The following is a 26,848-nucleotide window of genomic DNA, read 5'->3' as shown; positions in this document are numbered from 1 at the left end:
CGGCCCCCGCCGTGCCCCCCCCCCGCCCCACGCCCTCCCCCCCACCCCCCCGGGTGGGGGGCGCCCGGGGGGGGGGGGCCGGGGGCACCCCGCCGGGGCCGGGGCCCGAGGCCGTTTCGCGTACTCGCGGTGTACGGAGTCGCTAGAGCGCCGGGGCGCTCGTCTCGAGATGCGTCACCATGCGGTTGAGCCCGGTCGGCAGATCGACGACCGCGCTCCAGCCGAGTGCGGCGAGCCGCGCGCTGTCCAGCCCCTGCTTCTTGGTCAGGCTGTAGGCGCGTGCGTCGGACTCGTTGGTGAAGCGGAGCTGCTGCCCGCGCTCCGGGCGCACCTCGGTGAACAGCTCGGCCAGCCGCCGGATCGAGACCAGACCGGCCGGGTCCGCCACGTTGTAGGCCACCTGATCGCCACGGAGCAGGGCGTAGAACAGTCCCGCGATGGCGTCGGCCACGTAGGTGTAGGTCCGTACGCCGGAACCGTCGCTGTTCAGCACGATGTCCTTGCCGGCCACGACGTTCGCCGCGAAGTCGGCCTGCACGCGTCCGTCGTCGAGGGCCATCCCCGGCCCGTAGACGTGACCGAACCTGACGGCGCGGCTGTCGATGCCGTACTGCGCCTGGTAGGTCGCGCAGATCGTCTCGGCGGCGCGCTTGCCCTCGGCGTAGCAGGCCCGGGGGTTGACGATGTCGAAGCCGCCGTAGCTCTGCTCGTCGATCAGTTCGGTCTCCGGGGGCTGGGACCCGTAGACCTCCGCCGAGGACATCAGCACGAATCCCCGGCTGGCCTTCTCCACACAGAGGTCGAGCAGGTTGAAGGTGCCCAGCAGGTTCGCCTTGATCGTCATGACGGGCTGGCTGCCGTGCAGGGCGGGCCGTGCCGCGCTCGCCCCGTGGATCACGTAGTCGACGGGGCCCGGCAGTTCGAGCGGAGCCGAGACGTCCTGGACGACCAGGTTGAAGTCCGGGCGGTCCAGGACGTCCGCCAGCAGCAGCCGGGCCTTCTCCTCGTTGCGCACCAGGCCGTGCACGGTGATGCCCGCGCCGTGCCGGTCGTTCAGTGCGAGCAGCGTGTAGACGACGTACGACGGCAGCATGCCGCTCGCACCGGTGACCAGCACGGTGCGGCCGGAGAGCTCGCCCCACGGCAGGTCACGGTCGAGGATCTCGTCGAGGTCGTGCGCCACGACCGGACTGGAAACGGTGGTCAATGGAATCACGTACCCACGATCTGCTGGTTTTCGAGGATCTCGAAGAACGTCCGGCACAGGTAGAAGTCCTCGGACGTCGTGATCTTGATGTTCGAGCGGGGGCCGACCACCCGGTAGATCTTGCGCCCGTAGCGGTGCATGAGGGAGCAGGAGTCGATGGTGTCGTGCTCGCCCTCCTCGACCGCCCGGTCGTACAGGGAGAGGATCTCGCCGAGCCGGAAGCTCTGCGGGGCCTGCGCGGCGTAGATGTGGTCGCGCGGGATCACGTCGTCGATGTGCTCGTACTCACTCGACACCACGGTCTCGTTGAACTTGGTGCAGGTGATGGCCGAGCCGTGCTCGCGGACCGTCTCGATGTTGGCAGTGATCAACTTGGCGTCGATCAGCGGCCGTACGCCGTCGTGCACGAGCACGACGGTGTCGTCGGGGCACTCCTCGGCGACCGTCCTGAGCGCGTTGTGCCGCGACTCCTGACCGGTCTTGCCGCCGTCGATGATCCACTTGACCTTCTGGATCTCGTACCGCTTGAGGAGCTTCTCCATCAGTTCGCGGTACTCGGGGAGTATCGCGATGGCTATGGCGTCTATCTCGGGGTGCGCCTCGAAGTGCTCAAGGGTGTGGATGATGATCGGCTTGCCGTGGATCTCCAGGAACTGCTTGGGGAGAGCACGGCTGTTCATCCTCGAACCAATGCCGCCGGCGAAAAGCAGGGCAACGTTCACAGGTCATTCCTCCGACTGGTCGCTGAGCGGCTGGTCGCCCACCGCGGTGTTGTCCGGGACGGTGTCCAGCCACTGGTGCTGACCGCCTGTTTCACGGCCTCCGTGATCTCCGACGACCAGCCAGTCGATCACGCGGTCCGCCGAGTTGGTGTCGACGTAGTCGAAGTTCTCCCGCCGGAACTCCTCGACCTTGGAGAGGTCGAAGTCCTCGTCCTGCAGGGCCTTGAGCAGGTCGTCGAAGGTCACGCAGATCTTGCCGGGTGCGACGCTGTCGTAGTCGCGGTGGAACCCGCGGATCACCGAGTACGTGTCCTTGTCGTACGCGTAGAACAGGATCGGCTTGTCGAGCAGCGTGTACTCGTAGATGACCGACGAGTAGTCGGTGACGAGCACGTCGGTCACGTGCAGCAGGTCGTTCGTGTCGGGGAACGACGCGAAGTCGACCAGCCGGTCCGAGTACTCGGCGGGGATCGGCGGGGGCTCAGAGATGAAGTGGTGCATCCGGAAGAGCACGACGTACTTCTCGCCGCAGACCTCGTGGAGCTTCTCGAAGTCGATGCGGTCGTAGTCGTAGTGCGCGTCGCTGATGCTCTTCCCTCGGAAGGTCGGCGCGAACAGCACGATCTTCTTGCCCCGGAACTGCGGGTAGGAAGCGAAGAAGTCGTCCGTGACCTTCTGGGAGTGCTCCTCGTTGAGGAAGGTGTCGATACGCGGAAGGCCGGTCGGCACGACCGCCGTCTCCTCGACACCGAACGCCTCGGCGTACACCGGCACCAGGTGCTTGGACCCGGTGATGACGTAGGTGTACTTGCGGTGGGCGTTGGACAGCTTCGGCGAGCCGTACTTTCCGAACCGGCTGTAGCCGACCGCCTTGAAACCGCTTCCGGCGTGCCAGAGCTGAATTATCTTGGTTTCCGGCGAAATGGTCAGGTTGCCGAGAAGCCCGAAGTAGTCGTCCATCAGCACGGTGTCCGACGTGGCGAGCAGATAGATGAGGCGGAGCGTGCTCCACTTGTTCGCCGTCGACGGTATTCGGAACGAGTGGTTGAACTTGTACTTCTTGTCGAGGTCCCGCTCGATCATCCGGTCGTGGACCCGCGCCAGGTTGCCACCGAGGCCGGTGCGCATTTCCGAGGCGAAGAGAATCTTGTTCCCACGCGGCGGGTTCAGCCGGCGAGCGGCCCAGTAGAAGCGGTTGGCGAGCTTGCGTCGCCGGGCTCGCGGAAGCACCTTCAGTGCCATTCGCTTACGTATGGGCTGCTTCGTCTTGCTCTTGCCGCCGCCCCCGCCCCCGCCGCGGAACAACTGGTATGTCCGCATGAGGAACTCGGGGCTCTCGTCGTCGTCCGAAAGCCCGAACGAAATGACGTACACCGAGCGGTTGCGGTCGTAGAGGAAGACGCGGGAACTGACGTCGAGCCGATCCGTCGCCTTGAGGTCGAAAGTGGCCCCCGGCAGATGCTCGTCACCGAGCACCGGAACAATCCGCCATGTGCCGTTGGGCACTTGACGCCGATCCTGAAAGTTGGTGACGTTGATATCCAAGCGGTGCTGTTCGGCGTCGATTTGCCGAGAGTTAACCGGGAATTCGCGCCCGTTGTCAACAATCAGGAAGCTGAGAGCACTAGCATCCCCAGTAAAGTCCGAGACCTCCACAACGAGACTGAGGTGCACACGCTCCCAGGAAATCGTCGCTATTGAGCAACGCGCCATCGTCGTCCTTCCAATTTGTGAACCGTTACGCCTTCTACGAGGCATGTGCGACGGCCACAGAGCCTGCCAGCGCCAGGTGAGACGATTGCCGGAGCATAGCTTACCGAGTCACACGAGCCCCAAGTCGAGACGGGGGCCTGTCATGCGGTGCTGCGGTCGAGTGTGCCCGTCGGGGCCCTCCCGCAGGGCATGGCCCGGACGGAGCCCGAGCGCCGGCAAGCCTGTCCGTCACTCCGTGCGGAGCCCCGCTGAACCCGGTCGGCCTGTGGTGCGCACGTACTAGGACGCACGAGCGGCCGGTCCGGTTGCACCAGAACAGGACGGTGTCGCGGGACGATGACCGGCGGGGCGCCGGAGGGAAGTGTGGGAAGCGCGCAAATCACGCGCATCCCCCTTGCCTCTCGGTGTCTGGAGTGATCAACAGGTGGCGAAAACCCTTTACCGGATCGGACGGTGGGCCTTCCGGCGGCGCCGGCTCGTGGCCGGCCTCTGGCTGAGTGCCCTGGTGCTGGCCGGGGTCGCGGCCGCCGTGGCGCCGGCCGGGCAGGAGGAGGACCTCTCCATGCCCGGGACCGAGTCACAGAAGGCGTTCGACCTGCTGGACGAGCGCTTTCCCCAGAACAATTCCCAGGGTGCCGAGGCCCGTCTGGTCTTCCGGGCCCCGGACGGACAGCGGGTGACGGCCACGGAGAACAGGGCTGTCGTCGAGGCCGCGCTCGGCTCCCTGGACGGCGGCGGCCAGATCGCGTCGGCCACCGACCCCTTCGAGAGCGGCGCCGTCAGCGAGGACGGCACCATCGCTTACGCCACGGTCACCTATGCCGTGGACGCCGCCGACCTGACCGCGTCCGCGAAGGGCGCCCTGCGGGACGCCGCCGGCCGGGCACGCGAGGCGGGGCTGACCGTGGAGACCGGCGGCTCGGCCCTGGACTCGGAGGAGGAGCCGGGCGGCACGACAGAGATCATCGGCGTGGCGGTGGCCGCGGTGGTACTGGTCCTCGCCCTCGGATCACTCGCCGCGGCCGGGCTGTCGCTGCTGACCGCCTTCGTGGGCGTGGCCATCGCCTTCGGCCTGGTCTCGGCGCTCGCCGTGCCGCTGGGCCTGACCTCCACCGTCGCGGTCCTGGCGCTGATGCTGGGGCTGGCGGTCGGCATCGACTACGCGCTCTTCATCACCTCCCGTTTCCGTGACGAACGGGCCCGGGCGCCGGGCCGGAGGAGTCCGCGGGCCGGGCGGTGGGCACGGCCGGATCCGCCGTCGTCTTCGCCGGCGCGACCGTCTTCATCGCCCTGGCCGGACTGGGGGTCGTCGGAATCCCCGAGCTGACCAGGATGGGGCTGGGCGGCGCGGGTGCCGTGGCCCTTGCCGTGCTCGTCGCGCTGACGCTGGTGCCCGCGCTGTTCTGCTTCTTCGGCCGGAGTGTGCTGCCGCGCGCCGTCCGCAGGGCGCTGCGGCACGGAGGCGGCCGCCGCACGGTGGCCGGCGCGGCCGGGAGACCGGGGCTCGGCACCCGCTGGGCGCGGTTCGTGGTGCGCCGGCCGGTGCCCGTGCTGGTGGTCGCCGGACTCGGGCTCGGCGCCGTCGCCCTGCCGGCGCCGGGCCTCGAACTCGGGCTGCCCGGGGACGAGTCCAAGTCGGTGCGAACCACCGAGCGCCGCGCCTACGACCTGCTGTCGGACGGCTTCGGCCCCGGCTTCAACGGCCCGCTGACCGTGGTCGTGGACACCTCCGGGTCCCAGGACAGCCGGGCCATTACGGACCGGGTGATCAGGACCGTACGGGCGTTGGACGGAGTCGCGTCGGTCGGTGATCCGGTCCTCAGCGAGAACGCGGACACGGCCGTGCTCACCGCCGTACCGCGGACCGCGCCCAACAGCGACGAGACCAAGGACCTGGTGCACGCGATCCGGGGCGCGGTCTCCGGCGTCGGGGCCGATACGGGCGCCCGCGTTCTGGTGACGGGCACCACCGCTCTGAACATCGACATCTCCGAAGCCATGTCCGACGCCCTCGTCCCCTACCTCGCCGTGGTGATCGGCCTGGCGGTGCTCCTGCTCCTCGTGGTCTTCCGCTCCGTCCTGGTCCCGGTCAAGGCCGCGCTCGGATTCCTGCTGTCGGTGGGCGCCGCGCTCGGCGTGCTCGTCGCCGTCTTCCAGTGGGGCTGGGGCGCGGACCTGACCGGCATCGAGCAGACCGGACCGGTCATGTCCCTGATGCCGATCCCGGTCATCGGGATCGTGTTCGGCCTCGCCATGGACTACGAGGTCTTCCTCCTCAGCCGGATGCGCGAGGTCCACGTCCACGGCGCGTCCCCCGGCGAGGCGATCGTCAACGGCTTCCGGCACAGCGGACGCGTGGTGGCCGCCGCGGCGGTCATCATGATCAGCGTGTTCGCCGGATTCATCGGGATGAGCAGCCCGACCATCCAGACGATGGGTGTCGGCCTGGCCGCCGCCGTCCTGTTCGACGCCTTCGTGGTGCGGATGGCGATCGTGCCCGCCGTGCTGGCCCTGCTCGGCCATCGGGCCTGGTGGCTGCCCCGTATCCTGAACCGCGTGCTGCCGAATGTGGACATGGAGGGTGAAGCACTGAGCGGGCCCGCACCGGCGCCCGGGGCCGCGCCGGACGCGTCGGCGGGGCGGCGGCTGCCCGTCGGCCGGGGCTGAGGCGGCCATGACGAGTACGGGTGGCGGTGGCCCGCGACCGCGCGGCGCGGGGTGGCGGGAGGCAGCGATCGCGGCGACCGCGTTCACGCTCTGTCTGCTCGGTGGGGTGGTGCGGGTCGACGACACGTTCTCGGCGCCGCCTGCCGCCGCCTACCTGATCGCCGTGGTGTCCTGTGCGGCGCTGGCGGTACGACACCGGGCGCCGCTCGCGGCGCTGGCGGCCACCACCGCGAGCGGCGTACTGGTCCCGCTCCTGGGTCTGCTGCTCAGTCCGCCGATCGTGGCCCCCGCGGTGATCACCGCGTACTCCTGCTCGCTCACCGCGCGCACCGAACGGCGCGCGGTGGGCGCGGTGTCACTCGCCTCGCTGGTGCTGCTGGTCGCCTCCACCCCCTTGTCCGGGGGGCTCTCGTGGCAGGACGCGAGCAGGATGGCGTCGGTGGCGGTGTCCGTGTCGGTGGCCGGCGTGCTCGGTCACTCGGTGCGGAACCGGCGGGCCTATCTGGCCGCCGTGGAGGAGCGGGCGCTGCGGGCCGAGAAGAGCCGGGACAGCGAGGCGCGCCGGCGCGTGGCCGAGGAGCGGGTGCGCATCGCCCGGGAGCTGCACGACCTGGTGGCCCACCAGATCACCCTGGCCAACGCGCAGGCCACGGTCGCCGCCCACCTCTTCGACATCCGCCCGGAACAGACCCGCAAGAGCCTGGGGGAACTCGTCGGGACCACCGGCCAGGCCCTCGACGAGCTACGGGCCACGGTCGGTCTGCTGCGCCAGTCCGGGGACACGGCCGCGCCCGCCGAACCCGCACCCGGACTGCCCCGGCTGCCCACCCTCCTGGAGTCCTTCCGCCGCGCGGGTCTGGAGGTGTCGGTGCACCAGGAGGGCCCGGCCGGGCCGCTGCCGCCCGGCGTCGACCTCACCGCGTTCCGCATCGTCTCCGGACCCGCGCTCGCGTACTGGCTGCACCGGTCAGGATTCGAGGTCACCGTGGTGGAGAAGGCAGAGGCGCCGCGCGGCGGTGGATATCCGATCGGCATCCGCGGGACCGCCGTGGAGGCGGTCCGGCGGATGGGAATACTCCCGCAATTGCGGGAGGCGCACATCGGCTCACGCCGTTGTACTTTCCTCGACGCCGACGGCGGCGAAGTGGCCTAGGTCAAGCCGCATTCCATTGCCGGAGGTGCGGAGGGGCAGGATCTGGAAGTGCGCCGCGGGGATCTGGCCGGGCTCCTCCACGCGAAAGTCCGTGACGACGTGGAATTCGTTTTCGGCGACTCCATCGACACCCTCGACCAGGCGGGACGGGCGGTCGACGTCACTTTTCGCAGTGGGCGTCAGCGCACGTTCGACCTGGTGGTCGGTGCCGACGGCATGCACTCGAACACCCGAGAGTCCCTGTTCGGCCCCGAGGAACAGTTCCACCGGTACCTGGGGTACTGCTTCGCCATATTCACCATGCCGAATACCTTCGGGTTTTCCCACGAGCTCATGATGTGGAATTCCCCCGGGAGAGCGGCAGCCCTGTACGCCGTCGGGGACAACGACGAACTGCACGCCTTCCTGAATTTCCACCGGCCGGAACCGCCGCTCGATGCGCTCCGGAATCCCGACGCCCAACGGGACCTGGTCGCCAAGGTGTTCGCAGGCGCGGGATGGGAAGTACCGGGCATGGTCGATGCCATGCGCGACGCCGACGACCTGTTCTTCGACACGGCCGGTCAGATCCGTATGCCGCACTGGTCGAGCGGCCGCGTCGCACTGGTCGGCGACGCCGCGTACGCGCCCTCGTTCCTCACCGGACAGGGCACGAGCCTCGCACTCGTCGGGGCCTACATGCTCTCCGGCGCCCTGGCCGCCTGCCGCGACCACTCGGCAGCCCTCGCCGCCTACGAGCGTGGCCTTCGCGGGTTCGTGGCCATGAATCAGGCCATGGCCGACAACGGCGCGGCCCTACTGTTCCCCGTCACGGCGCGGGCCCTGGAGCAGCGCGACACCATGCTGCGCGGCCTCGTCACCATGCCTGCCGCGCCGGCCCGACCTGCCCACTCGGCTCTCGTCCTGCCCGATCTCGCCCCGTTCACGACCCGGATGCGTCGGCTGCCGTGAACTGACGGCGAGCGAGAACCCTTGACTGCCATCGAGTCGGGAGACAGGATGGCTCAAAATCTTTGACAACGTTGTCACACTCGGAGACCACCCATGCCAAGCAATCCGACCCGCTACGACAGGCGCAGGTTTCTCCAGCTTGCCGGTGTCACAAGCCTCCTGGCCGCAAGCCCACTGCCCTTCGCGGGTGAGGCGGCAGCCTCCGGAACACCAGCTCCCGCCACCGGCCACCACCCCGTCGACACGCACCCCGGCAGCGTCGCGGACACCTACTACCAGGTGCTGCTGACACACACCCGCTGGGCGGAGACGCAGTGGGACTCCGCTCTCGGCCACTACACGGCCAAGGACTTCGGCTTCGCGGTGGTACTCGGCAACGCCGTACTGCTGACCCATGGGACATACGACTCCGAGCGCGCCGGTATCGCCAAGGACGTCCTCCTTGCCCGCACACTGGCCACCCTCAAGCACTTCGCCGCGTCCAACCGCCTGACAGGCGGAACGGAATGGGGGCGAACCCTGTTCTTCGACACGACGTTCCAGCTGTACTTCGTGCTCGCGGCCAGGTTGCTCTGGGAACAGCTGGACCCCGGAACACGTAAGAACGTCGACACGATCGTCGCGGGACAGGCCCAGTACACCGCTTCGCTCGGCACCGATGACGACCCCGCCTCCGGCGACTGGACGCCCAACGGCCTCAAGGGCGGACATGTCGGTGACACGAAGCTGGAGGAGATGGGCGTCTACGCCCAGTCGCTGGCTCCTGGCCTCGCCTGGGCCACCGCCGACCCCCGCCATGCCGACTGGGCGGCGGCCTTCGGCCGGTGGACCAGGAACGAGGCGGGGCTGCCCGCCGCGGACCTGGCCAATCCGGCTCTGGTCGACGGTGTCGCCGTGAGCGCCAATACCGCTACGAACCTGTACGACTCGTTCATCGTCGAGAACCACAACTCCTTCGGCCCGCACTACCAGGCGGAGTTGTGGCGTACGTCCGGCCGCAATGCCGCGCACTTCATCACCGCGGGACAGCCCATGCCTGAGGTGCTGACCGCGCAGCCGAACGCGGCACCGCTGTGGCGCACGCTCCAGATGGTCATGAGCGACTCGGGCGAACCGCTGATGCCGATGGTGGCGGACCGCGAACACCTCTACGGGCGCGATGTGATTCCGCTGGCCTTCCTGGCACAGGTGACCGGTGACCGTGCCGCCGCCTGGGCGGAGGCGGCCATGGCGGAGCGGCTGCTGCCCTACCAGGCCTATGCCCCGGCCAACCGGCTCGCCAAGTTCTCGGGCGAGGCGAAGTACGAACCGGAGGCACGGGCCGAGATCGCCATCAGCTATCTGCTGCACAGGTGGCGCGCGGCACACGGGGGCGTCGTCGCGCCCCTGTCCGGCCGGGAGTTCTTCGCGCAGGCCGAAGGAGTGAAGGACTTCGCCGAGGGTCCCGGCCTGGTCGTCCAGCAGACCTCGGCCGCCTGGGCGGCTTCGGTCAGCAAGCCGGGGTTCGTGAAGTTCGCGTGGCAACCGGCGCATGACGACTGGCTGTTCGCGCTCAGCGGGAACACCCCGATGTTCCTGCCCTCCACCGGCGCGAAGGTCCAGGGGCGTTCGGTGACGACGTACCGGAAGATACGCGACGGCCTCGACGCGACGGCCACGCTGTTCAGGCTCGACTCCGGTTTCGCGGGGTTCACCACTCTGCCCTCCGGCGCCGTCGTCTACGCCACCAGTGGCACGGCCGCCGGTGAGGGGCAGCTGCGGCTCCACAACCTGACCATGCCGGGGCTGGCGGGCCTGGAGGGCAGGCGCACGTACACCGCGGCCGAGGGATCCGCGCGGGTCGACTCCGCGGACAGTGGCAACACCGCGGCCGGCCCGGGGCCGCGCGTCGACACGCTGGCACTCCCCCGGACCTCCTTCCGTCACGTCCGGATGCAGGGGATCCTCGGCCATCCGCAGTACGGATACTCCCTCTACACCTTCGCCGTCCGGGACGGCGCCGACGGTAGCGACCTCGCCCTCGGCCGTGTCGCCACCGCTTCGTCGGCGGCGCAGGGCAGCGGGGCAGAACGTACGGTGGACGGCGACGAGGCGAGCCGCTGGGCCGTAGCGGTCGGCGAACGGGGCCGCCAGGACAGCTGGTTGAGCGTGGACCTCGGCTCCACCACCGCGTTCGACCACGTCACCCTGGCCTGGGAGTCCGCAGCCGCCTCCGCCTACCGGGTGCAGGGCTCCGACGACGGCGAGAACTGGACCGATCTGATCCGGTTCCCCGAGGCCGACCTCACCAGCCGCGGCGGCTGGCTCTCCGTGGACGGGAGGGCCGGGCTGGTGGTCAGGGGTGCCGGCAATCCGCTGGCCGTCTACGGCGACGTGGTCGTGCTGTCGGACGGTCCGGCCGAGGCCCTGACCGTGGAGGGTCATCCGTCCGGCGATCCCGCCGAGGTGCGGGCGGCGGCGTCCCTGGACGCACCGCGCGCCGCGAATTCCGCCGTCCGTGCCAGCACCGCCGGAGGCCACCTGAGTCTGTTCAACCTCTCGGCGGACCCCGTGACCACCGTGGTCGCCGTTCCCCGGCAGGGCACCGGCGTGCAGCTCTACGCCGGTACCCAGACCGTGACCGCCACCGGTTCGGAGTTCGCCACCGAGCTGGACGGCGCGACGGCGGCAGTCGTCGCGGCCCGCTTCACCCTGCGGCCGGCGGCGGGAAGGGCGGTCCCGGCGGGCATCCGGGCGGAGGTGATCGACGGCTCGACGCTGCGGCTGACCGGGCCCTCGTGCGAGCTGGTCGTCACCGCGAGCAACGGCCGGCGTGCGAAGGTGCGGCTGCGCCGGGGCAGGACCGTCAGGCTGTCGGTGCCGGGCACCGTCGCCCATCCGCTCGCCGATGCCGCGCTCGGCTGCGACACCTTCCCCAACGGCCCGTTCCCCACCGGCATGTCGGACCCCGCGGCCGCCGTCGACGGCAGCTCGCGGACCTCGTGGACGCCGGGGCCGGACCGCGCCCGGATGGTGGTGGACCTCGGGGCGTCCCTCCCCATCACGCGCGTCCTCGCGGAGTGGACCGCCGGCAGGATCCCCCGTTCGGCGGTCGAGTTCAGCACCGACGGCATCACCTACCGGTCCGGCGGGGGCCTGCGGGTCCGTGCCGCCACCGGAAGTCTCTCCACCCGCGCCACGGCTCGCTATGTGGCGCTCGATGTGTCGGGCTGGAGCCACGGGCACGCACAGCTCAGGGCGCTGTCGGTCCTCCCCGAGTAGATCTCGCGCACTGGGCACGGTTGTGCGGACAGCGGATGTCCGCACAACCGTGCCCACGCCGGGCGGGCCGCAGACGGCGACAGGGACGGTGACGTTCCACGGCGGCCACGCGGAAGTCGTGCCAGACCCCTTCGCCATGGGCCTCGATGCGAAAGTCGTGCTCGACCCCTTCTCCGTACCGACTGGTCGGTACTAGCCTCGCGACCGGCGGGTCCGCACTGTGGCGCGCCGTTGACCAGCGCTTGGAGGCAAGGTGTCGATTTCGCCACCGGCGGCGACAGCGCCGCGCACGACCAGGACGGCAGTATCGGTACTGCGGGGCCTGGGCACGCGACGGCTCGACCGCTACCCCGAACGCGGCGCGCGGTACTGGTACTTGGGGATCGTCGTACTCGTCACGATCGTTCTCTACTACCAGCTGTACATCCAGTACGCGGTGTCGACCGCCATCATCAGCCAGTACCACATGACGTTCATGTACTTCGTGTACATCTCGGTGGCCGCCAACGCGGTAGGGGCGTTCTCCTCCCTGGTGGCCGGTCTCGCGGACCGCTGGGGCCGGGCCAACATCGTGGTCTACGGCCTTCTGGTGGTCGGCCTGATCACTACGTTCGCGCTGCCCAACGCGCCGGGGAAGGTGAGCTACCTGCTCATCTACTCCGCCGTGGCGTTCGTCGAGGGCATGATCCTGGTGGCCACGCCCGCTCTCATCCGTGACTTCTCACCTCAGCTGGGCCGCGCCTCGGCCATGGGCTACTGGACCATGGGCCCGGTCATCGGCAGCCTCGTCGTCACCGCCGTCACCTCGCGCACCTACGGCGGCACCACCACGTGGCAGGACGAGATCCGTTTCGCCGGCATCAGCGGCCTGGTCCTGTTCGTCGCCGCCCTGGTCGGCCTGCGCGAGCTCACCCCGGCGCTGCGCGACCAGATCATGGTGAGCCTGCAGGACCGCGCGCTGGTCGAGGCCCGCGCCAAGGGCATCGACACCGACTCCGCGCTGCGCGGTCAGTGGCGTCAGATGCTGCGCCTCGACGTCATCGGGTCGGCCGTCGCGATCAGCTTCTATCTGCTGCTGTACTACGCGGCCGTCGGCAACTTCGTGCTCTACTTCGCGACGGCCTTCGGCTACTCGGCGCAGCGCGCGAACGCGCTGTTGAACTGGTACTGGGGAGCGAACGCGGTCACGCTCGTCGTGGCGGGTCTGGTCTCGGACCGGCTGCGCGTGCGCAAACCGTTCATGCTGCTGGGCGGACTCGGGTCCATCGGGTTCACCCTGTGGTTCACCCTGCGCGCCACCGAGCCGCACACCGGGTACTACACGTTCGCCGTGATCGTGGCCGGCATCGGTGTGACCAGCGGCATCGCCTACTCGCCGTGGATGGCCGGCTTCACCGAGACCGTGGAACGGCACAACCCGGCCGCCACCGCGACGGGGCTCGCCATCTGGGGCTGGACGGTGCGCATCACAGTCGCCCTGTCCGCCGCCTTCGTACCCCTCGTGGTGAACACGGTGACCCCGCTGATCGAGCACGGGCCGGCGGTGGAACGGGCCTCGGTCCAGGCCGCTCCGGCGCTCGCCGTGACCGGGGCGCATCCCCGGCTCTTCTCGGAGCTCGACGCCTACGCACCGGACAAGGTGCCGCCCGCGCTGCTCGCCCGTGCGCAGAAGGAGGTCGGCGCCGAGCAGCTGCGTACGGTGCGGGAGGCGGCGCCGCAGCTGAAGATCCTGCGCGAGCACGGCGCCGAGGTGCGGCAGGCCAGTGCCGACAACCCGGGCAAGTGGCAGATCTGGTGGTGGGTGTGCCTGGGCGGGCAAGTGCTGTTCCTTCCCTTCGTCTTCCTCATGACCGGCCGATGGCGGCCCAGTGACGCCCGCCGTGACCTCCGCGTGCACGAGGAGGCCGTGGCGCGACAGGTCGCCGAGATGGAAGCAGCCGCCGGGAAAGGACACGTCGCATGACCACCCCGACGCGACTGCACGAACTCACCGCGCTCGAACAGGCCGCCGCTGTACGCGGGGGCGAGGTGGACCCACTGGATCTCGTGCGCCACCACCTCGCCCGCACGGAACAGTTCGACGAGCGCTTCGGCGCCTTCCTGACGCGCACGCCCGCGGCGGCGCTCTCCGCGGCGGCTGCTCTGCGGGGGCGGGAGGCCGCTGACCGGTCGGCACTGTTCGGTGTGCCGACCGCGGTCAAGGACCTCGTCGACACGGCCGGGATACCGACCACATACGGGTCCAAGGCCTTCGCCGGGCACGTCCCCGCCGTCGACGCCCACACTGTGACCCGGCTGCGCGAAGCCGGCACGGTCAGCCTCGGAAAGACCAACACGCCCGAGTTCGGATGCTGTTGCTACACGGACAACGATCTCGCCGGCCCCGCCCGAAACCCCTGGAACCCGGCGCTCTCCGCCGGGGGCTCCAGCGGCGGAGCCGCGGTGGCCGTGGCGCTCGGTCTGGTGCCCGTCGCGCACGCCAGTGACGGCGGCGGTTCCATCCGGATCCCGGCGAGCGTCTGCGGCCTGGTCGGCATCAAGCCCTCGCGGGGGCGGGTGAGTTCGGGGCCGTCCGGCGCCGAGGTCACCGGCCTTGCGGTGCAGGGTCCGCTGGCGCGGTCGGTACGCGATGCCGCGGCCCTGCTCGATGTGCTGGCCGGGCCCGAGCCCGGCGATCCGTACTGGGCGTCGCCGTTGCCGGACGGCGAGACGTTCCTCGGCCACGCCGAGCGGTCACCGGGGCGGCTGCGCGTCGGCCGGTACGCCGCTCCGGCCGCCGAGGGCGTCGCGGTCGACCCGGCGTGCCTGGCTGCCTGGGAGCACGCCTCTCGCCTGCTGGAGAGCCTCGGACACACCGTGGAGGACATGCACACGCCCTTCGGCCCGGAGATCTCCGAGCACTTCGTGACCGCGTGGGGTGTGCAGTCGCTCGGGCGTCCGCTGGACTCCGGACGGGAGGCGCTGCTGCGGCCGGTGACCCGGGCCTGGCGGGAGTACGGGCGCGCGGTGTCGGGCGAGCGGTTCGCCGCCGCCGTCACCGGGATGCACGCCGCGGCGCGGCGTGCGATCCGCGCGACGCAGCGGTACGACGTCGTGCTGACCCCGACCCTCGCGACGCTCCCGCAGAGCGTCGAGCACTTCGACGAGTCCGGCGACCCGCTGGTGAACCTGCACCGGCAGAGCGCGTTCAGCGCGTTCACCAGCCCCTGCAATATGACGGGCCAGCCGGCCGTCAGCCTTCCGCTGTACTGGGCCGACGGTGGCCGGGTTCCGGTCGGGGTCCAGCTCGTGGGCCGGCCCGCCGACGAAGCCACGTTGATCGCGGTCAGCGCCCAGCTGGAGGAGGCGTGCCCCTGGCGGGACCGGTACGCGCGCCTGCTGTCGTGAGGACGGCGCCTCCGGTCCCCCGCCGTCGTGCCGTGCTCCGGACCGCGGCCGCCCCCGCTACAGGCGCATGTCGTGCCCGACCGCGCCGGTCCGCTCCGTGCGCGGCACGGCCAGGAATTCCGCGTGCGGGGCGTGGGCGGCCGCCGACACGACGAGCGTGTGAGGGCCTGGCCGCAGCCCGCCCACGCGGTACCGGCCCGACTGCACCCGTCCTGCCGCGACCCGCTTCCCCTTCGCGTTGATCACGGTGACCCATCCGGCGCAGCCGGCCGGGTGCCGGGCACACCGTACCGAGCCGGCGACGGTGACCCCGCCGTGCGGCGCGGCATGGTCCACCGGGGCCGGTTCCGTACGGGGTTCGGCGGCGGCCGGGCCGGTGCGCGCGGTATCCCCGTGAACGGCGGGGTCCCCGTGAACCGCGGTGTCCCGTGGCGACCTGCGGGTGGCCCACTCCGCCACCAGTGCCTGCGTGCGGCGTTCCATCGGTGAACTCGCCCGGTGCTCCGGCGGGGTGCCGCGCACGGTGAGCCCGCACCTCTCCGCGTACCCGGCGAGCGATTCGTCGAGCGCGGACAGCTCCCGCAGCGCCGTGCGGATGCGCGCTGCCCGGGGGCCCGGGGGCGCCGTGTCCAGCTCCGCCTTCAGGTCCCGTACCAGCGGGCTCACCCGCTCCCACGACTCCTCGGGTTCGCCGGCGGCGAGCGAGCGGTCCAGTGCCTGCAGCGAACGGTTCAGCGTCGCGGTGATGCGCGCGAACCGTTCGGCCTGCCGGGGCGCCAGGTCGATGTCGATGTCGGCCGCCGCCGCGAGGGCGCGGGCGTGACCGGTGGCCGTGGAGAGCAGGGCGGTGCGGTGTTCCGCCGCCCTGCCCCGTACCCCGAGCGGCATCCTGACCAGCGGCCGGGCCAGGCTCACGACCTGGAACAGCGCGGAGTCCACCGCGCGTGCGGCGCCGCGCAGGCGGACAGGCGCATCGGGGTCCTCCCAGCGCAGGGCGAGCTGCGAGACGAGGCCGTCGACGGCGGACACATAGCCACGCTCCGCCTCACGGGTGATCCTGCGGCCGGAGAGCGGAAAGATCACCGCCGCACACGCGGTCGCGACGAGTACGCCGAGGCCGTTGTCCAGCAGCCGCTCACCGAGGAGGTGGTCCATGCCGCCGTAGGGCGTCGTCAGCCCGTACAGCTGCACCAGCGCGACGACGAGTCCGGCGACCCAGAAGGCGTACGCGCGCTGCATCCCCCAGGCGCCGAGGGACAGACCCGCCACGATGACCGTGAGCATCACGTAGACGTGACCGTGGCCCACCAGGTGGAGCAGCGCGATACCGATCACCGCGCCGATCACGGTGCCCGCCATGCGGTGGCCGAACTTGCGCAGCCGCTCGTGCGTCGTGTTCGTACCGAAGAGGGTGATCATCACGCCGACCAGCCCCCAGTAGAAGCGGTGCGGGTCGATGGCGTCGGTGATCGGGCACACGATGGCGGCGGCGACCCCTGCGTGCAGCGGTACGCGTGCGAAGGGAATGGCCCGGCGCCAGCTGGTCTCCGTGCCCGCCGCGAGCACCCGCTGTGCGGCGGCGCCCGATCCGGCGGGGCGGTTGCGCTCCAGGGCCACGGTCGGCAGGAAGGGCACCTTCGCCGGGGACTGCGGGGAGCTCCAGCCCAGCGCGAGCCACCTGGAGAGCGAGCCGGCCAGGGAGTCCAGCAGCTGGGCCACGCGGTAGGCCGGTTCGACGCTGTCCGCCCGCCGGCCCGCCGCCTCGGCGTCACGGAGCACCTGAGCGGCCTGCCGGCGGATGATCCCGGCTGCGGGGCGCAGCCCCTGGGCGCTGCCGAGGGGGGTGTCCCGGGCGACGAGGAGACCGACCGCCATCGCCTCGCGCAGGCGGGCCGGCACGTCGAGTCCGGCCAGGTCCTGCACGGCCCGGCCGATCCCCCGCAGGGCCAGCTCCGCGTCGAAGAGGTGGCGGTGCAGCAGCTCGGCCATGTCGGGGTCGGCTGCGACCTCCGGCTGGGCGAGCCGGCCGTCGATGGTGACGGTGGTGATGTTGAGACGGCGCAGGGAGCGTGACATGCGGCGCACGGCCCGCTCCTGGTCGGCGTCGGGGTCCAGGGCGTCGATGGCCGCGTCCGCCACCCGGCGGGCTTCCACGACGAAGGCCCGCTGGGTGCGCAGCAGGTCCTCGCGGGGCATCGGGTAGCACAGCAGCAGCCGCGTCACGAGCACCGCGACGGCGGACACCAGGGCGACGGCGAACGCCTTGCCCGCCATGCCCGCCGGGATGTTCGCCATCATGCCGACCATCAGGCCGTTGAAGAGCATCATGCCCGTGAGCAGGTAGAGCTGTCCGAACCGGGCGAGGAAGAAGGTCAGCGCGAGGGCGCCGACCATCAGGCTGATCTCCAGGCCGCGGTCGTCGTGCAGCTCGGCGGCGAGCCACAGGACGGCGGCGTAGGGGAACGGCATCCAAAGGATGGCGCGGGTGAGTCGCTGCCAGGTGTTCTCGGCCACGGCGAAGGCGCTCATCAGGCCCATCATGCCGCCGACCATCATGCCGATCATGGCGGGGATGTCGAGGGCCCGCGCCATCCCGTAGCCGACGGCGAGGGCGGTCACCATGGCGACGAGCGTGCGCCATCCCGCCTGCAGCTGGCCGAGGCCGGGATCTGCCGCGAGCACCCAGTCCCAGCGCCGTCGGGGTCCGCCCACCCGGCGCGGTGCGACGGCGCGCGGAACGCCTGCCGCTGGTGCGGGGGTACCGGTGGGAGGTGCGGACGGTGCGTGCTCCGCCGTCGTGTCCGACGGGGCGGTGCCTGGGCTGATCAACTGGTCTCCGGTTCGATCGCGTTCAACAGGGTGGTGAGGGCGTCGCGGGCGTCGCTCACGGCGCGCTCGGAATCCTCGACGCCGGCGTCGAGGCCGCGCAGGAGCGCTGCTGCCATCCGGCGGCGCCCCTCGCAGAGCAGTTCCCGGCCGGCCGGTGTGAGGGACGCCTCCACGACGCGCCGGTCGGCTGCGCGGCGTTCGCGCGATGCGAGGCCGCGCTCTTCGAGTCTCTGCAGGACCACGGTCACGCGCGGCTGGGCCATGCCCGTGTACGCCGCGAGTGCGGTCACCCGCCGTGGGGCGTCCTCCAGGGCGTCGAGTACGGCCGCCTGGCTGCGGGTGAGCCCGAAGTCGCCGGTGCGGAAGAGTGTCTGCGCGAGTCGTCCGATGCCTCTGAGGAGGCCCCTGGCAGCGCTCTCGATGCGCTGCTCGTCGGTGAGGCCTGGCGGGGACGACGATTGATGCATACACCAATTATATATATGTCAAGAGTGAGCCCGGAACCATGCGCGGGCAAAATGACCGGCCTGGACCGAACCGTCCGTATCGGACCGGGACGCCCGGCTCCTCGTCATCCCCCAGTGGTGGCCACCCGCACGGCGACGGGCAGCGCATCGGTCAGGGCCCCGGTCAACTCCACCCGGTTCGCGCACCGATGCGGCAGTATCGCCCCGGCGTACCCGAACAACCCCTTATCGTCGGCCCGTACACGTGACCGCCGAGCCACCCTGTACGCTCGCTCACCGGAAAGGTGCCCCGACTCACGCAACGGATACGACCTAGACACTCGCATCCTTGCAGGTCAGCGGCACCTTTCTGCTACCGGTCCACCCAAACGACCAATTCCGTTGAATGGTCAGGGTTGAAGAAGGGTGTTACTCATGGCGCAGTCTCTCGCCGATCTCGCATCGGCAGGAGTGCGGAGGATCTTGCGATTCTTTCCCGAGAGCTCACAGGCCGAGCGCGAGGAGTTGCGTGCCGCGGCGCGGGAACTCCTCGACGCCCACGGCGAGGGAGCACTCACCGGCCTCCCTCCGGGCGAGCGCGTCATGTGGCATCTCGCCTCCGAGGGACGTGCCGAGGATCTCGTCAAGGTGGTCCGGAGCCAGCGCAGAGACCCGGGCGCCTTCCTCGTGACAGGCACCCGGCGCCCCCGGCTGGCGCTGCCGGGGCTGCGGGACCTTGCGCTGCCGGACCGGATAGCCGCGCTCAAGAGCCGGGACCTGCCGGTGACGGCGCAGCTCACCTCGGTCGACTGGCGGGGCGACGATCTGGTGTGGGGAGGATACGCGTTTGTCGCGAACCTGCCACGTCGATCGGGCCGCATCATGGGCCGGTTCGCGGTGCTGGAGCACGGCGAGACCGGCGACCGCATAAAGCTGCGCCTGCGCCGCACCAGGAACGAGCAGGCAACCGTCGCCTCCGGACAGGCGCTCCACTGCTACGACGACACGGGTTTCGAAGTCGTCGTCTCCGCTCGTCGGCTGCGCGAACTCGCCGGGCGCGGTGCCGGCCAGTGGTTCCTGTACGTCGGGATACCGGGACCGGGCGGGGTCTACGGCGCGCGGGTGCGCCAGCGCGACGCGGGCACGGCCGGGCACAACCAGGTCCGTCATCTGGCGGACGGCTCACGCCTCGTGGTCGGCTTCACCAAGAATGCCGTGAGCATCACGGTGCAGCAGCCCCCTGTCGAGATCGAGTCCTGCACCGTCGCGGACGGCGAACTGCTCCTGGTAGCCAGGGCGCGCAGTGGCGCCGAGGTCCCCACCGCCGTGAGCATCGTCGAGGGCGACACCGGACTCGACAGCCCGCTCACTGCCCTGTCCGGTTCCACTGACGCGTTCCGGCGCTACCAATCGGTCTTCAGACTTGACCGGCTGGCCGCGAGCGACCAGCCGGGAATCAAGACCCGCCAGTTCAAGGTGACCTTGAGGGGAGCCGACGGCCGGGGCCAGGAGGCCCCCCTCGCCGAGGGCTTCACGACCAGCAGGCACTGGCTTGCCCCCGGCCGCGAGCTGGCCGTCCACCGGGACGGGCCCGGCAGGCTGATGCTGGCAACCCGAGCCGTCCGGCCCGTGGTCGACGCCATGACCGAGACGGGGTCGGGAGAGCTGGTGATCGAGGGTACGTATCCCAGCCAGGAGGCGTCCCGGAAGAAGGTCATCCTGCGGCACGGCGTCCGCTTCGAGGAGAAGGAACTGCCGGTCCAGCTCGCCGACGGGCGGTTCACGTTCCGGATCGCGCCCGAGCAAGCCCCTCAGGTGAACGGCCCCGAGCTTCCCCTGTGCCCCGGTCGCTGGTACCTGTTCTTCCGCGACGTGGACGCCTGGGACAAGTCCGGGGACGTCCCGGTGACCCTGCGGCCCGAGCAGGTCGGGGAACTGCCCATGCGCTTCAGCGGCCCGCAGCGTGCTTACACCGTGGACCGCCGCTACTTCGACCGCATCTTCATCGAGCCGGAACGGCTGCTGGGCCCCGATGAGCACGGCGCCTACCGGCAGCGCATACTGCGCGAGGCCTACTTCCACGAGCAGCGCGAACTCCCCCTGCGCGACGCGGTGGTCTACCTGAGCCTCGGCGGCAAGCAGTTCTCGGACTCGCCCCGGTCGGTCTACGAGGAGCTGGTGCGCCGGGGGGCGGAGGTCGAACACATCTGGACCCAGGACGGCGGACTGCCCGAGATGCCGCCGGAAGCACGTGTGGTGGCCGCGGGCAGCCGCGAGTGGTACGAGGCACTGGCGCGCAGCCGCTACGTCGTCGTCAACACCGCGGTGGGCGACTGGTTCGTCACCCGCCCCGGACAACGGGTCGTGCAGACCTGGCACGGCACTCCGCTGAAGAAGATCGGCAAGGACCTGCTCGGCTCTCCCCAGTCGAGCCCCTCCTATATCGCCGGCCTGCCGCACAGCTACCGGCAGTTCGACTTCGTGGTGTCGCCGAACGCGTACACCACGGAAATCATGCGCAGGGCGTACTCCATCGAGAGCGACATGCTCGAGAGCGGATATCCGCGCAACGACGTCTTCTACGCCACCGACCGCGACGCGCGGGCCGCGCGGGTCAGGGAGCGGCTCGGCCTGCCCGAGGGCAAGAAGGTGGTGCTCTACGCCCCGACCTGGCGGGAGGACCAGCGGCACGCGAGCAAGCTGTACAAACTCGATCTGCGGATCGACCTGGCCGCGGCGCAGGCCGAACTCGGTCACGATCATGTGCTGCTCTTCCGCAAGCACCCGAAGGTCCACGGGAGCGTGCCGGGTGTCGGCCGGGGCTTCGTGTGGGATGTCACCCGCTACCCGGACATCGCCGATCTGTACCTCGTCGCCGATGTGCTGATCACCGACTACTCCTCGGCGCTCTTCGACTTCGCGCACTCGGGTAAGCCGATGCTGTTCTTCACCTACGACCTGGAGCACTACCGGGACACGCTGCGCGGCCTGTACTTCGACTTCACCACCCGGGCGCCCGGCCCGCTGGTGGAGACCTCCGGAGAACTGGTCAAGGCCCTGCGCGACGTCGATGCCGTCGAAGCGGAGTTCCGGGAGAAGTACGCCCAGTTCAAGAGGGACTTCTGCGAGCCCGGGGACGGTCTCGCGACAGCGCGGGTCGTGGACCGCATGCTCCTCGGCGGACCGCACTCCGAAGCCTTGACCGACGGCTGAGCGCGGTACGGGCCGGCCCGTCCGTGCCGGCCGAGCTGCTGAGCGCGCGGTATGCGTGAAGGACGCTCCGAGGCGGCCGCGCGCTCCGTCCCCCCGCCTCACCGTCCACGAGCGGTTGGATGCGGCGTACGGCTTCACCGGCAACTACCGGCGGGTGAAGCCCTGCCGACCGGTCAGCGGCCACCGGAGAACGCCGGGACCCGCTGACTACACCCGCCCCGGCTGCCCGGCGTCCCCGAGCCACGCGCCGACGATCTGAAGCCCTTCCCGGAGCACCGGAGCCCCTGCGACCTCACTGGTCTTTCTCACACCATGGTGTCGAGGATCTCCCGGACCAGGTCGAGTGAGGTTGCCGGATTCAGGAACGCGAAACGGCAGACGGTCCGGCCTTCCCAGCCCGTTGGCGCAACGAAGCCGGTCTGGTCGGCCAGGAGCCGCTTCGACCAGGCCGTGTAGTCGGTGCGGGTCCACCCGGTCCGGTGGAACAGGACGACGGACAGCTCGGGGTCACGAATCAGTTCGAGGTGGGGGGTGTCGCGGATGAGCGCAGCGGTGTCGGCGGCCAGGGAGAGGGCGCTTTCGATGGCCTGCGTGTAGGCCCGGGTGCCGTTGACAGCGAGGGAGAACCACAACGGCAGGCCGCGGGCGCGGCGCGTCAGGTGGTAGGCGTAGTCGGCCGGGTTCCATTCGGCGTGGCTGCCGGTTTGCAAGGCGTCGAGGTAGGAAGCGTGCTGGGTGTGGGCCGCCTTGGCCAGGGTCGGGTCGCGGTAGAGCAGGGCGGCGCAGTCGAACGGGGCGAACAGCCACTTGTGGGGGTCGATGACGAGGGAATCCGCGTGCTCGATCCCCAGGTAGCGCTGGCGGACGGTGGGAGCGAGCAGGCCGGCACCGCCGTAGGCGCCGTCCACGTGGAACCACAGCTCGAAGTCCCTCGCGGTCCGGGCGATTCCGGCGAGGTCGTCGATGATGCCGGCGTTGGTCGTGCCCGCCGTGGCGACCACGCCGATGACGTTGGAAGTGTCGGGGGCCGTGGCGAGTGCGGCCTGCAGGGCCGTGCCGGTGAGGCGGTGGTCGGTCGTGGGTACCACGAGCGGTTCCGCGCCGATGATGCGCAGGGTGTTGTGTATGGACGAGTGGGCTTGATCGGACAGGGCGATCCTGACGGGGTCGTGGTCGCCGAGGCCTCGTTCGAGGCGGGCTGTGTCCCGGGCGGTCACGAGGGCGGAGAGGTTTCCGGCTGAGCCGCCGGAGACGAAGCAGCCACCGGTGGCGGCCGGCATTCCGGCCAGGTCTGCGATGAGTCGCAGTACCTGGTTTTCGGCTGCGATCGGTCCTGATGCCAGTTTCCAGGACACGCCCTGGATCGACGAGCAGGAGACGAGCATGTCGAACAGCACGGCGGCTTGTGTGGGAGCGGCGGGGACGAAGGACAGGAAACGCGGGCTGTCGCAGGCGACGGAGGAGGGGGCGAGGTGCTCGGCGTACAGGCGAAGGACGTCTGCCGGGTCCTGGCCCTCGGGTCCGAGGAGCCCTGCCAGAGCGTGTTCGAGTTTGTCCGGCTGGCCAGGGTGGTGGAGCGGCGTGGATCCGGTCTCGAGGCGGTCGCGTACGTGCTCAAGAATCAGGTCGGTCAGGGCAGCGTCGTGCGTGTGCATGGAGAGGCTTTCGCGTTGATGGGCTGTGGGCCGCCCGGTTTCGCAGCGGGTGCGACGACGGCCGGCGGGTGACCGTGCAGTGGCGCGTCCGGCCGCCGAGATGGCTGACGGCCAGTGAAACCGGGAGCGCGCGGACGGTCTTCGGGGGCACGCACATGCTTGTGGCACCTGCTTCGTCGTGAGGACCGAACGGGCTGGGCGGGCAGACGACTGGGGTGGCGTGTGCGCCGTGGTCGGGATGAGCGGCCCAATGCGAGCCGGTGGTTTTGGCCCGTGCGACAACTTCTCGGGCGCGGTGGCAGACCAGGATCTTTCCTGTATCGCCACCGAGATACCGCCACCGAGATCAGGAAGGCCGACTTTCCTTGAGTAGTCCCGATTTCCTGCCACCGCTCACGCGAGTGTCTGCCCCGCGCTCCGGCGTCCGCCCGTTGTGTGAAGGCGGAGCGGTGAGGCGGGCTCGCCCGGCTCTGGGCATCCTCGGGGGGATGGGGCCGCTGGCGACGGCCGACTTCTACCGCCGGCTCGTCGCGCGGACCCCGGCCGACTCCGATCAGGGGCACATTCCGGTGCTGATGTGGGCCGATCCGGCGGTCCCGGACCGGACCGCCGCGCTGCTGGGCCTCGGTCCCTCCCCCGTACCGGCGCTCGTCGCGGGCGCGCGCTGGCTGAAGCAAGCGGGCGCGCGGTGCCTGGCCGTCCCGTGCAACACCGCGCATGCCTATGTCGAGCAGGTGGCGAAGGCCACCGGCATCGAGGTACTGGACATGATCCAGGCGGCGCTGCACGCCGCGGCAAGCACGGGACCGGACACCACACGGGTGGGCATTCTCGCGACGCAGGGAACGCGCCGGGCCGGCTTGTACGAGCGTGCCGGTTCCCGCCTCGGCATCGAGGTACTCCAGGTTTCCGCCCGCCTGCAGATCACGTCGGTCGATCCGGCCATCCGCGCGGTCAAGGCCGGGGCAGAGCTGGTCGAGCCCGAACAGCAGATCGCAACGGCCGCCAAGGCCCTCAAGAAGCAGGGAGCACAGGTCATCATCGCCGCATGCACGGAGATCCCGCTGATCAGCGGAGTGGCGGCGCGCATCATGCCGGTGGTCGACTCCACCGACGCCCTGGTGGACACCGCGGTGTCCCGGCTGTGGCGAGCCGGTCAACCCTGTTCGTCCTGAGCCACGGATCTCCTGACGTATCCTCGTCCGCAGGTACGAATTCGCAGGGCTTTCACGGTCCTAACCTGCGGAGATGATCAGGCACATGTCGACACACCCCGCCAGGAGCCTCAGCCGGGTGCTCGATGATCTCGGCTCCACTCTCCTGGACCTGCTGCACGGCGACACCGGACGGGCCGTCGAAATCGGTGGCGTCGGTATTCACGACCCTCACGACGAGCAGCACTACCCGTCGCACGCGATCGTGCTCGGCAACGCGGTCAGCGGACCCGAACAGATCGCTGAGCTCCTGTACGACCTCCAGGCCCATGAAGCCGCGGCCTTGGTGGTCAGGGGCCCGATCGACGACGCGGACCGGATCGAGCGGGCGGTGGCCGAGACCGGCGTCGCCCTGCTGGCACTGACCCCTGGGGCGTCCTGGGCCCAGTTGGCGGCGATGCTGCGCACCCTGCTGTCCGAGGGGGACGTCGGTGAGGGTGAGGAACACACTCTGGGCGGGGTGCCGTCCGGCGACCTGTTCGCCCTCGCCAACGCCATCGCCACGCTGCTGAACGCGCCCGTCACCATCGAGGACCGCCGATCCAAGATCCTTGCCTTCTCGGGCGGGCAGGACACGGCCGACGCCCCTCGGGTGGAGAGCATCCTGGCCCGGCAGGTGCCCGAGCGGTATCTGCGCCACCACGAGGAACACGGCGTATTCAAGGAGCTGTACCGCAGCGAGCGCCTTGTGCACGTACCGGCACCCACGTTGGGTGACCAGGTGGCGTTGCCACGGGTAGCGGTGGCGGTGCGGGCCGGGGACGAGTTCCTCGGCTCGGTCTGGGCAACGTTGCGCGAGCCGCTGACCGGCGAGCGGGAGGAGGCTTTCCTGGAGGCGGCCAAGCTCGTCGCCCTGCACATGCTCCGCTTCAGGGCGGGCACCGACGCCGAGTACCGGCTACGCGCCGACCTCGTCGCGACCGCGCTGGAAGGCGGCGCCGGAGCGATCGCCGCGCTCGGCCGCCTGGGCCTGGTCGATGAGCCCACGCTCGTCATGGCCATGGGACTGGCGCCCGGCCATGGCGAGGACCACGCCCATGTCACCGCCGAGCACCAACGCCTGGCCGCGGCTCTGGCCGTGCACCTGAGTGCGGTCCAGCCACGCTCCGCCGTGGCCCTGCTCGGCGATGTGGCGTATGCGCTGTTCCCGGTGACGTCGGATACGGCCCGCGCCCGCGAGCGCGCCGCACAGGTCGCCTCGAACTTCCTGCACCGCACCGGCGGCCGAGCGGGCGCCGTCATAGGGATCGGTTCGGTGGCCTCGGAACCGGCCGGCCTCGCGCGCTCCCGGGCCAATGCCGACCGCACGCTGCGCGTACTGTTCAGCGGCCGGGCCTCTCAGCGCGTCGCCGCGATCGCCGACGTGTACGTGGACGCGCTCCTGCTGGAGATGCGGGATCTGGCGATCAGCAACCGCGACGAGGTCTCCGGCCCACTCGCCCGCCTCGCGGCCTACGACGCCAAGCACAACGCCCACCTGGTCGAGACGCTGCGCGCCTGGCTGGACGCCTTCGGAGACGTGATCGGCGCCTCCACCAGCGTGTTCGTCCACCCCAACACCTTCCGCTATCGAATCCGCCGGGTGGCCGAGGTGGGGCAGATCGACCTGCAGGACCCCGCGGCCCGGTTCGCCGCGATGCTCCAGCTGCGCTTGATGGCCATGGACGAGGACGGTGGGGCCCGCTCCGGGGGAACGGGCCCCACGCCTTCGGTCGTTTGATCGGCCCCGCCGGGTTCAGAGGCGGACACCTGGTGGGGGCGTGAGGTCGCGGTGAGTGTCGTGGAAGGTGTCCGCGCACTCGATGGTGCGCACCCAGTCGTAGAACAGTTCCTTGGTGGACAAGGTCTCGATCCCCTGTCCGGTCACGCGTCGCAATCCCCGGTCGTGCGCCCGGCCGGGCGAGTAGGCGGCGTCGTCGATGACGACTACACGCTTGCCCGCGTCGTGCAGTTGGATCGCGGAATGGGCGACGCAGATGTCGGTCTCGATCCCGACCAGGACCATCGTGGTGCGGCCGGTGGCTTCGATCGCCGCGGCGATGCCGGGGTTGTCCCACACGGCGAAGGCGTTCTTCGCCAGCGTGACGGCCTTCGCCGGCAGTGCCTCACGGATCTCCGCAACGGTGTGGCCGCTGACGGCAGGATCCTCCTCGGTCACCACGACCGGGACGGCCAGGCGGTCGGCCACCGAGGTGATCCAGGCGATGCGCCGCACCATCTCCTGGAACCGTTGCCGGTCCACGTCCAGCCGAGTGGGCGGGTAGAAGTTGCTCTGCACATCAATGATCACCAGCGCGGAGTCGTCACGGTCGATCAGCGGCATCTCGTCTCCTCAAGATCTCCAGGGTGACGCCACCATAGGAACCGCGCCGGGTCCGGCATTCGTCTGCCCGCTCAAGCCGTGACCAGCCGTTTCGTACCAGGAGACGA

The 26,848-nt window shown here is 70.3% G+C and carries 15 protein-coding genes and 1 pseudogene; 9 read left to right on the top strand and 7 right to left on the bottom strand.

From position 1 onward, the window contains the following. Positions 1 to 142: 142 nt before the first annotated feature. The 3 genes from ACGFU6_RS08515 to ACGFU6_RS08505 are packed head-to-tail and all read right to left on the bottom strand — an operon-like array spanning position 143 to position 3,435. The gene (locus ACGFU6_RS08515) at positions 143 to 1,216 is read right to left on the bottom strand and encodes an NAD-dependent epimerase/dehydratase family protein (RefSeq protein WP_393609035.1); all 1,074 of its coding nucleotides are present in this window, start codon (positions 1,214 to 1,216) and stop codon (positions 143 to 145) included. After that, complete coding sequence (locus ACGFU6_RS08510; protein ID WP_393609034.1) at positions 1,213 to 1,929, bottom strand: 2-C-methyl-D-erythritol 4-phosphate cytidylyltransferase; 717 nt, start codon at positions 1,927 to 1,929, stop codon at positions 1,213 to 1,215. Before ACGFU6_RS08510 ends, ACGFU6_RS08515 begins: the two co-directional genes overlap by 4 nt. Positions 1,930 to 1,932: 3 nt before the next feature. Then, a complete protein-coding gene (locus tag ACGFU6_RS08505; protein WP_393609032.1) occupies positions 1,933 to 3,435 on the bottom strand; it encodes a CDP-glycerol glycerophosphotransferase family protein in 1,503 nt (500 codons plus the stop codon). A 631-nt stretch (positions 3,436 to 4,066) separates the two neighbouring features. On the opposite strand from ACGFU6_RS08505, the pseudogene ACGFU6_RS08500 reads away from it, so the two are divergent. From ACGFU6_RS08500 to ACGFU6_RS08475, 6 genes and pseudogenes are all read left to right on the top strand, one after another. Continuing rightward, positions 4,067 to 6,309, top strand: a pseudogene (locus ACGFU6_RS08500) (MMPL family transporter). 7 nt (positions 6,310 to 6,316) lie between these two features. Further along, positions 6,317 to 7,462 carry a histidine kinase gene (locus ACGFU6_RS08495; RefSeq protein WP_393609031.1) on the top strand — a complete coding sequence of 382 codons (1,146 nt, stop codon included), beginning with the start codon at positions 6,317 to 6,319 and terminating at the stop codon, positions 7,460 to 7,462. A 48-nt stretch (positions 7,463 to 7,510) separates the two neighbouring features. Then, the gene (locus ACGFU6_RS08490) at positions 7,511 to 8,413 is read left to right on the top strand and encodes an FAD-dependent monooxygenase (protein WP_393609030.1); all 903 of its coding nucleotides are present in this window, start codon (positions 7,511 to 7,513) and stop codon (positions 8,411 to 8,413) included. A gap of 93 nt (positions 8,414 to 8,506) precedes the next feature. Then, a complete protein-coding gene (locus ACGFU6_RS08485) occupies positions 8,507 to 11,674 on the top strand; it encodes a discoidin domain-containing protein (RefSeq protein WP_393609028.1) in 3,168 nt (1,055 codons plus the stop codon). A 253-nt stretch (positions 11,675 to 11,927) separates the two neighbouring features. Then, on the top strand, positions 11,928 to 13,637 hold the full coding sequence (locus ACGFU6_RS08480; protein WP_393609027.1) for an MFS transporter: 1,710 nt from the start codon (positions 11,928 to 11,930) through the stop codon (positions 13,635 to 13,637). After that, entirely contained in the window at positions 13,634 to 15,061 is a 1,428-nt protein-coding gene (locus tag ACGFU6_RS08475) for an amidase (RefSeq protein WP_393609025.1), read from the top strand. The genes ACGFU6_RS08480 and ACGFU6_RS08475 overlap by 4 nt, the downstream gene beginning before the upstream one ends. Positions 15,062 to 15,118: 57 nt before the next feature. On the opposite strand, the gene ACGFU6_RS08470 is transcribed toward ACGFU6_RS08475, so the two are convergent. Both ACGFU6_RS08470 and ACGFU6_RS08465 read right to left on the bottom strand, forming a co-directional pair. Further along, the gene (locus tag ACGFU6_RS08470; protein WP_393609024.1) at positions 15,119 to 17,890 is read right to left on the bottom strand and encodes an FUSC family protein; all 2,772 of its coding nucleotides are present in this window, start codon (positions 17,888 to 17,890) and stop codon (positions 15,119 to 15,121) included. After that, positions 17,887 to 18,357 (bottom strand): MarR family winged helix-turn-helix transcriptional regulator, encoded by a 471-nt coding sequence (locus ACGFU6_RS08465; protein WP_393609022.1) that lies wholly within the window; start codon positions 18,355 to 18,357, stop codon positions 17,887 to 17,889. The genes ACGFU6_RS08470 and ACGFU6_RS08465 overlap by 4 nt, the downstream gene beginning before the upstream one ends. 414 nt (positions 18,358 to 18,771) lie before the next feature. Between ACGFU6_RS08465 and ACGFU6_RS08460 the strand changes: the two genes are divergently transcribed. Continuing rightward, positions 18,772 to 21,549: a CDP-glycerol glycerophosphotransferase family protein gene (locus ACGFU6_RS08460; protein ID WP_393609020.1), complete on the top strand. Its 2,778-nt coding sequence runs from the start codon at positions 18,772 to 18,774 to the stop codon at positions 21,547 to 21,549. Between the two features lie 305 nt (positions 21,550 to 21,854). Here ACGFU6_RS08460 and ACGFU6_RS08455 read toward each other — a convergent pair whose 3' ends face one another. Continuing rightward, positions 21,855 to 23,204 carry a pyridoxal phosphate-dependent decarboxylase family protein gene (locus tag ACGFU6_RS08455; RefSeq protein ID WP_393609019.1) on the bottom strand — a complete coding sequence of 450 codons (1,350 nt, stop codon included), beginning with the start codon at positions 23,202 to 23,204 and terminating at the stop codon, positions 21,855 to 21,857. A gap of 401 nt (positions 23,205 to 23,605) precedes the next feature. On the opposite strand from ACGFU6_RS08455, the gene ACGFU6_RS08450 reads away from it, so the two are divergent. Together ACGFU6_RS08450 and ACGFU6_RS08445 are read left to right on the top strand one after the other, a co-directional pair. After that, on the top strand, positions 23,606 to 24,379 hold the full coding sequence (locus ACGFU6_RS08450; protein WP_393609017.1) for an aspartate/glutamate racemase family protein: 774 nt from the start codon (positions 23,606 to 23,608) through the stop codon (positions 24,377 to 24,379). Between the two features lie 85 nt (positions 24,380 to 24,464). Continuing rightward, a complete protein-coding gene (locus ACGFU6_RS08445) occupies positions 24,465 to 26,138 on the top strand; it encodes a PucR family transcriptional regulator (RefSeq protein WP_393609016.1) in 1,674 nt (557 codons plus the stop codon). Positions 26,139 to 26,153: 15 nt separating this feature from the next. On the opposite strand, the gene ACGFU6_RS08440 is transcribed toward ACGFU6_RS08445, so the two are convergent. Then, positions 26,154 to 26,741 (bottom strand): isochorismatase family protein, encoded by a 588-nt coding sequence (locus tag ACGFU6_RS08440; RefSeq protein WP_393609014.1) that lies wholly within the window; start codon positions 26,739 to 26,741, stop codon positions 26,154 to 26,156. Between the last annotated feature and the right edge of the window lie 107 nt (positions 26,742 to 26,848).

Source organism: Streptomyces sp. NPDC048462 (assembly GCF_043200175.1).
In the GTDB taxonomy this organism is placed as follows: domain Bacteria; phylum Actinomycetota; class Actinomycetes; order Streptomycetales; family Streptomycetaceae; genus Streptomyces.
The sequence above is the reverse complement of the archived record's forward strand: the minus strand, read 5'-3'. Positions and strand labels throughout refer to the sequence as shown.

Bases quoted from the DNA above. Each gene is read 5' to 3' on its own strand.
- ACGFU6_RS08495 (WP_393609031.1), top strand. From the start codon at position 6,317: ATGACGAGTACGGGTGGCGGTGGCCCGCGACCGCGCGGCGCGGGGTGG.
- ACGFU6_RS08485 (WP_393609028.1), top strand. From the start codon at position 8,507: ATGCCAAGCAATCCGACCCGCTACGACAGGCGCAGGTTTCTCCAGCTT.
- ACGFU6_RS08475 (WP_393609025.1), top strand. From the start codon at position 13,634: ATGACCACCCCGACGCGACTGCACGAACTCACCGCGCTCGAACAGGCC.
- ACGFU6_RS08465 (WP_393609022.1), bottom strand. From the start codon at position 18,357: ATGCATCAATCGTCGTCCCCGCCAGGCCTCACCGACGAGCAGCGCATC.
- ACGFU6_RS08460 (WP_393609020.1), top strand. From the start codon at position 18,772: ATGGCGCAGTCTCTCGCCGATCTCGCATCGGCAGGAGTGCGGAGGATC.
- ACGFU6_RS08455 (WP_393609019.1), bottom strand. From the start codon at position 23,204: ATGCACACGCACGACGCTGCCCTGACCGACCTGATTCTTGAGCACGTA.
- ACGFU6_RS08445 (WP_393609016.1), top strand. From the start codon at position 24,465: ATGTCGACACACCCCGCCAGGAGCCTCAGCCGGGTGCTCGATGATCTC.
- ACGFU6_RS08440 (WP_393609014.1), bottom strand. From the start codon at position 26,741: ATGCCGCTGATCGACCGTGACGACTCCGCGCTGGTGATCATTGATGTG.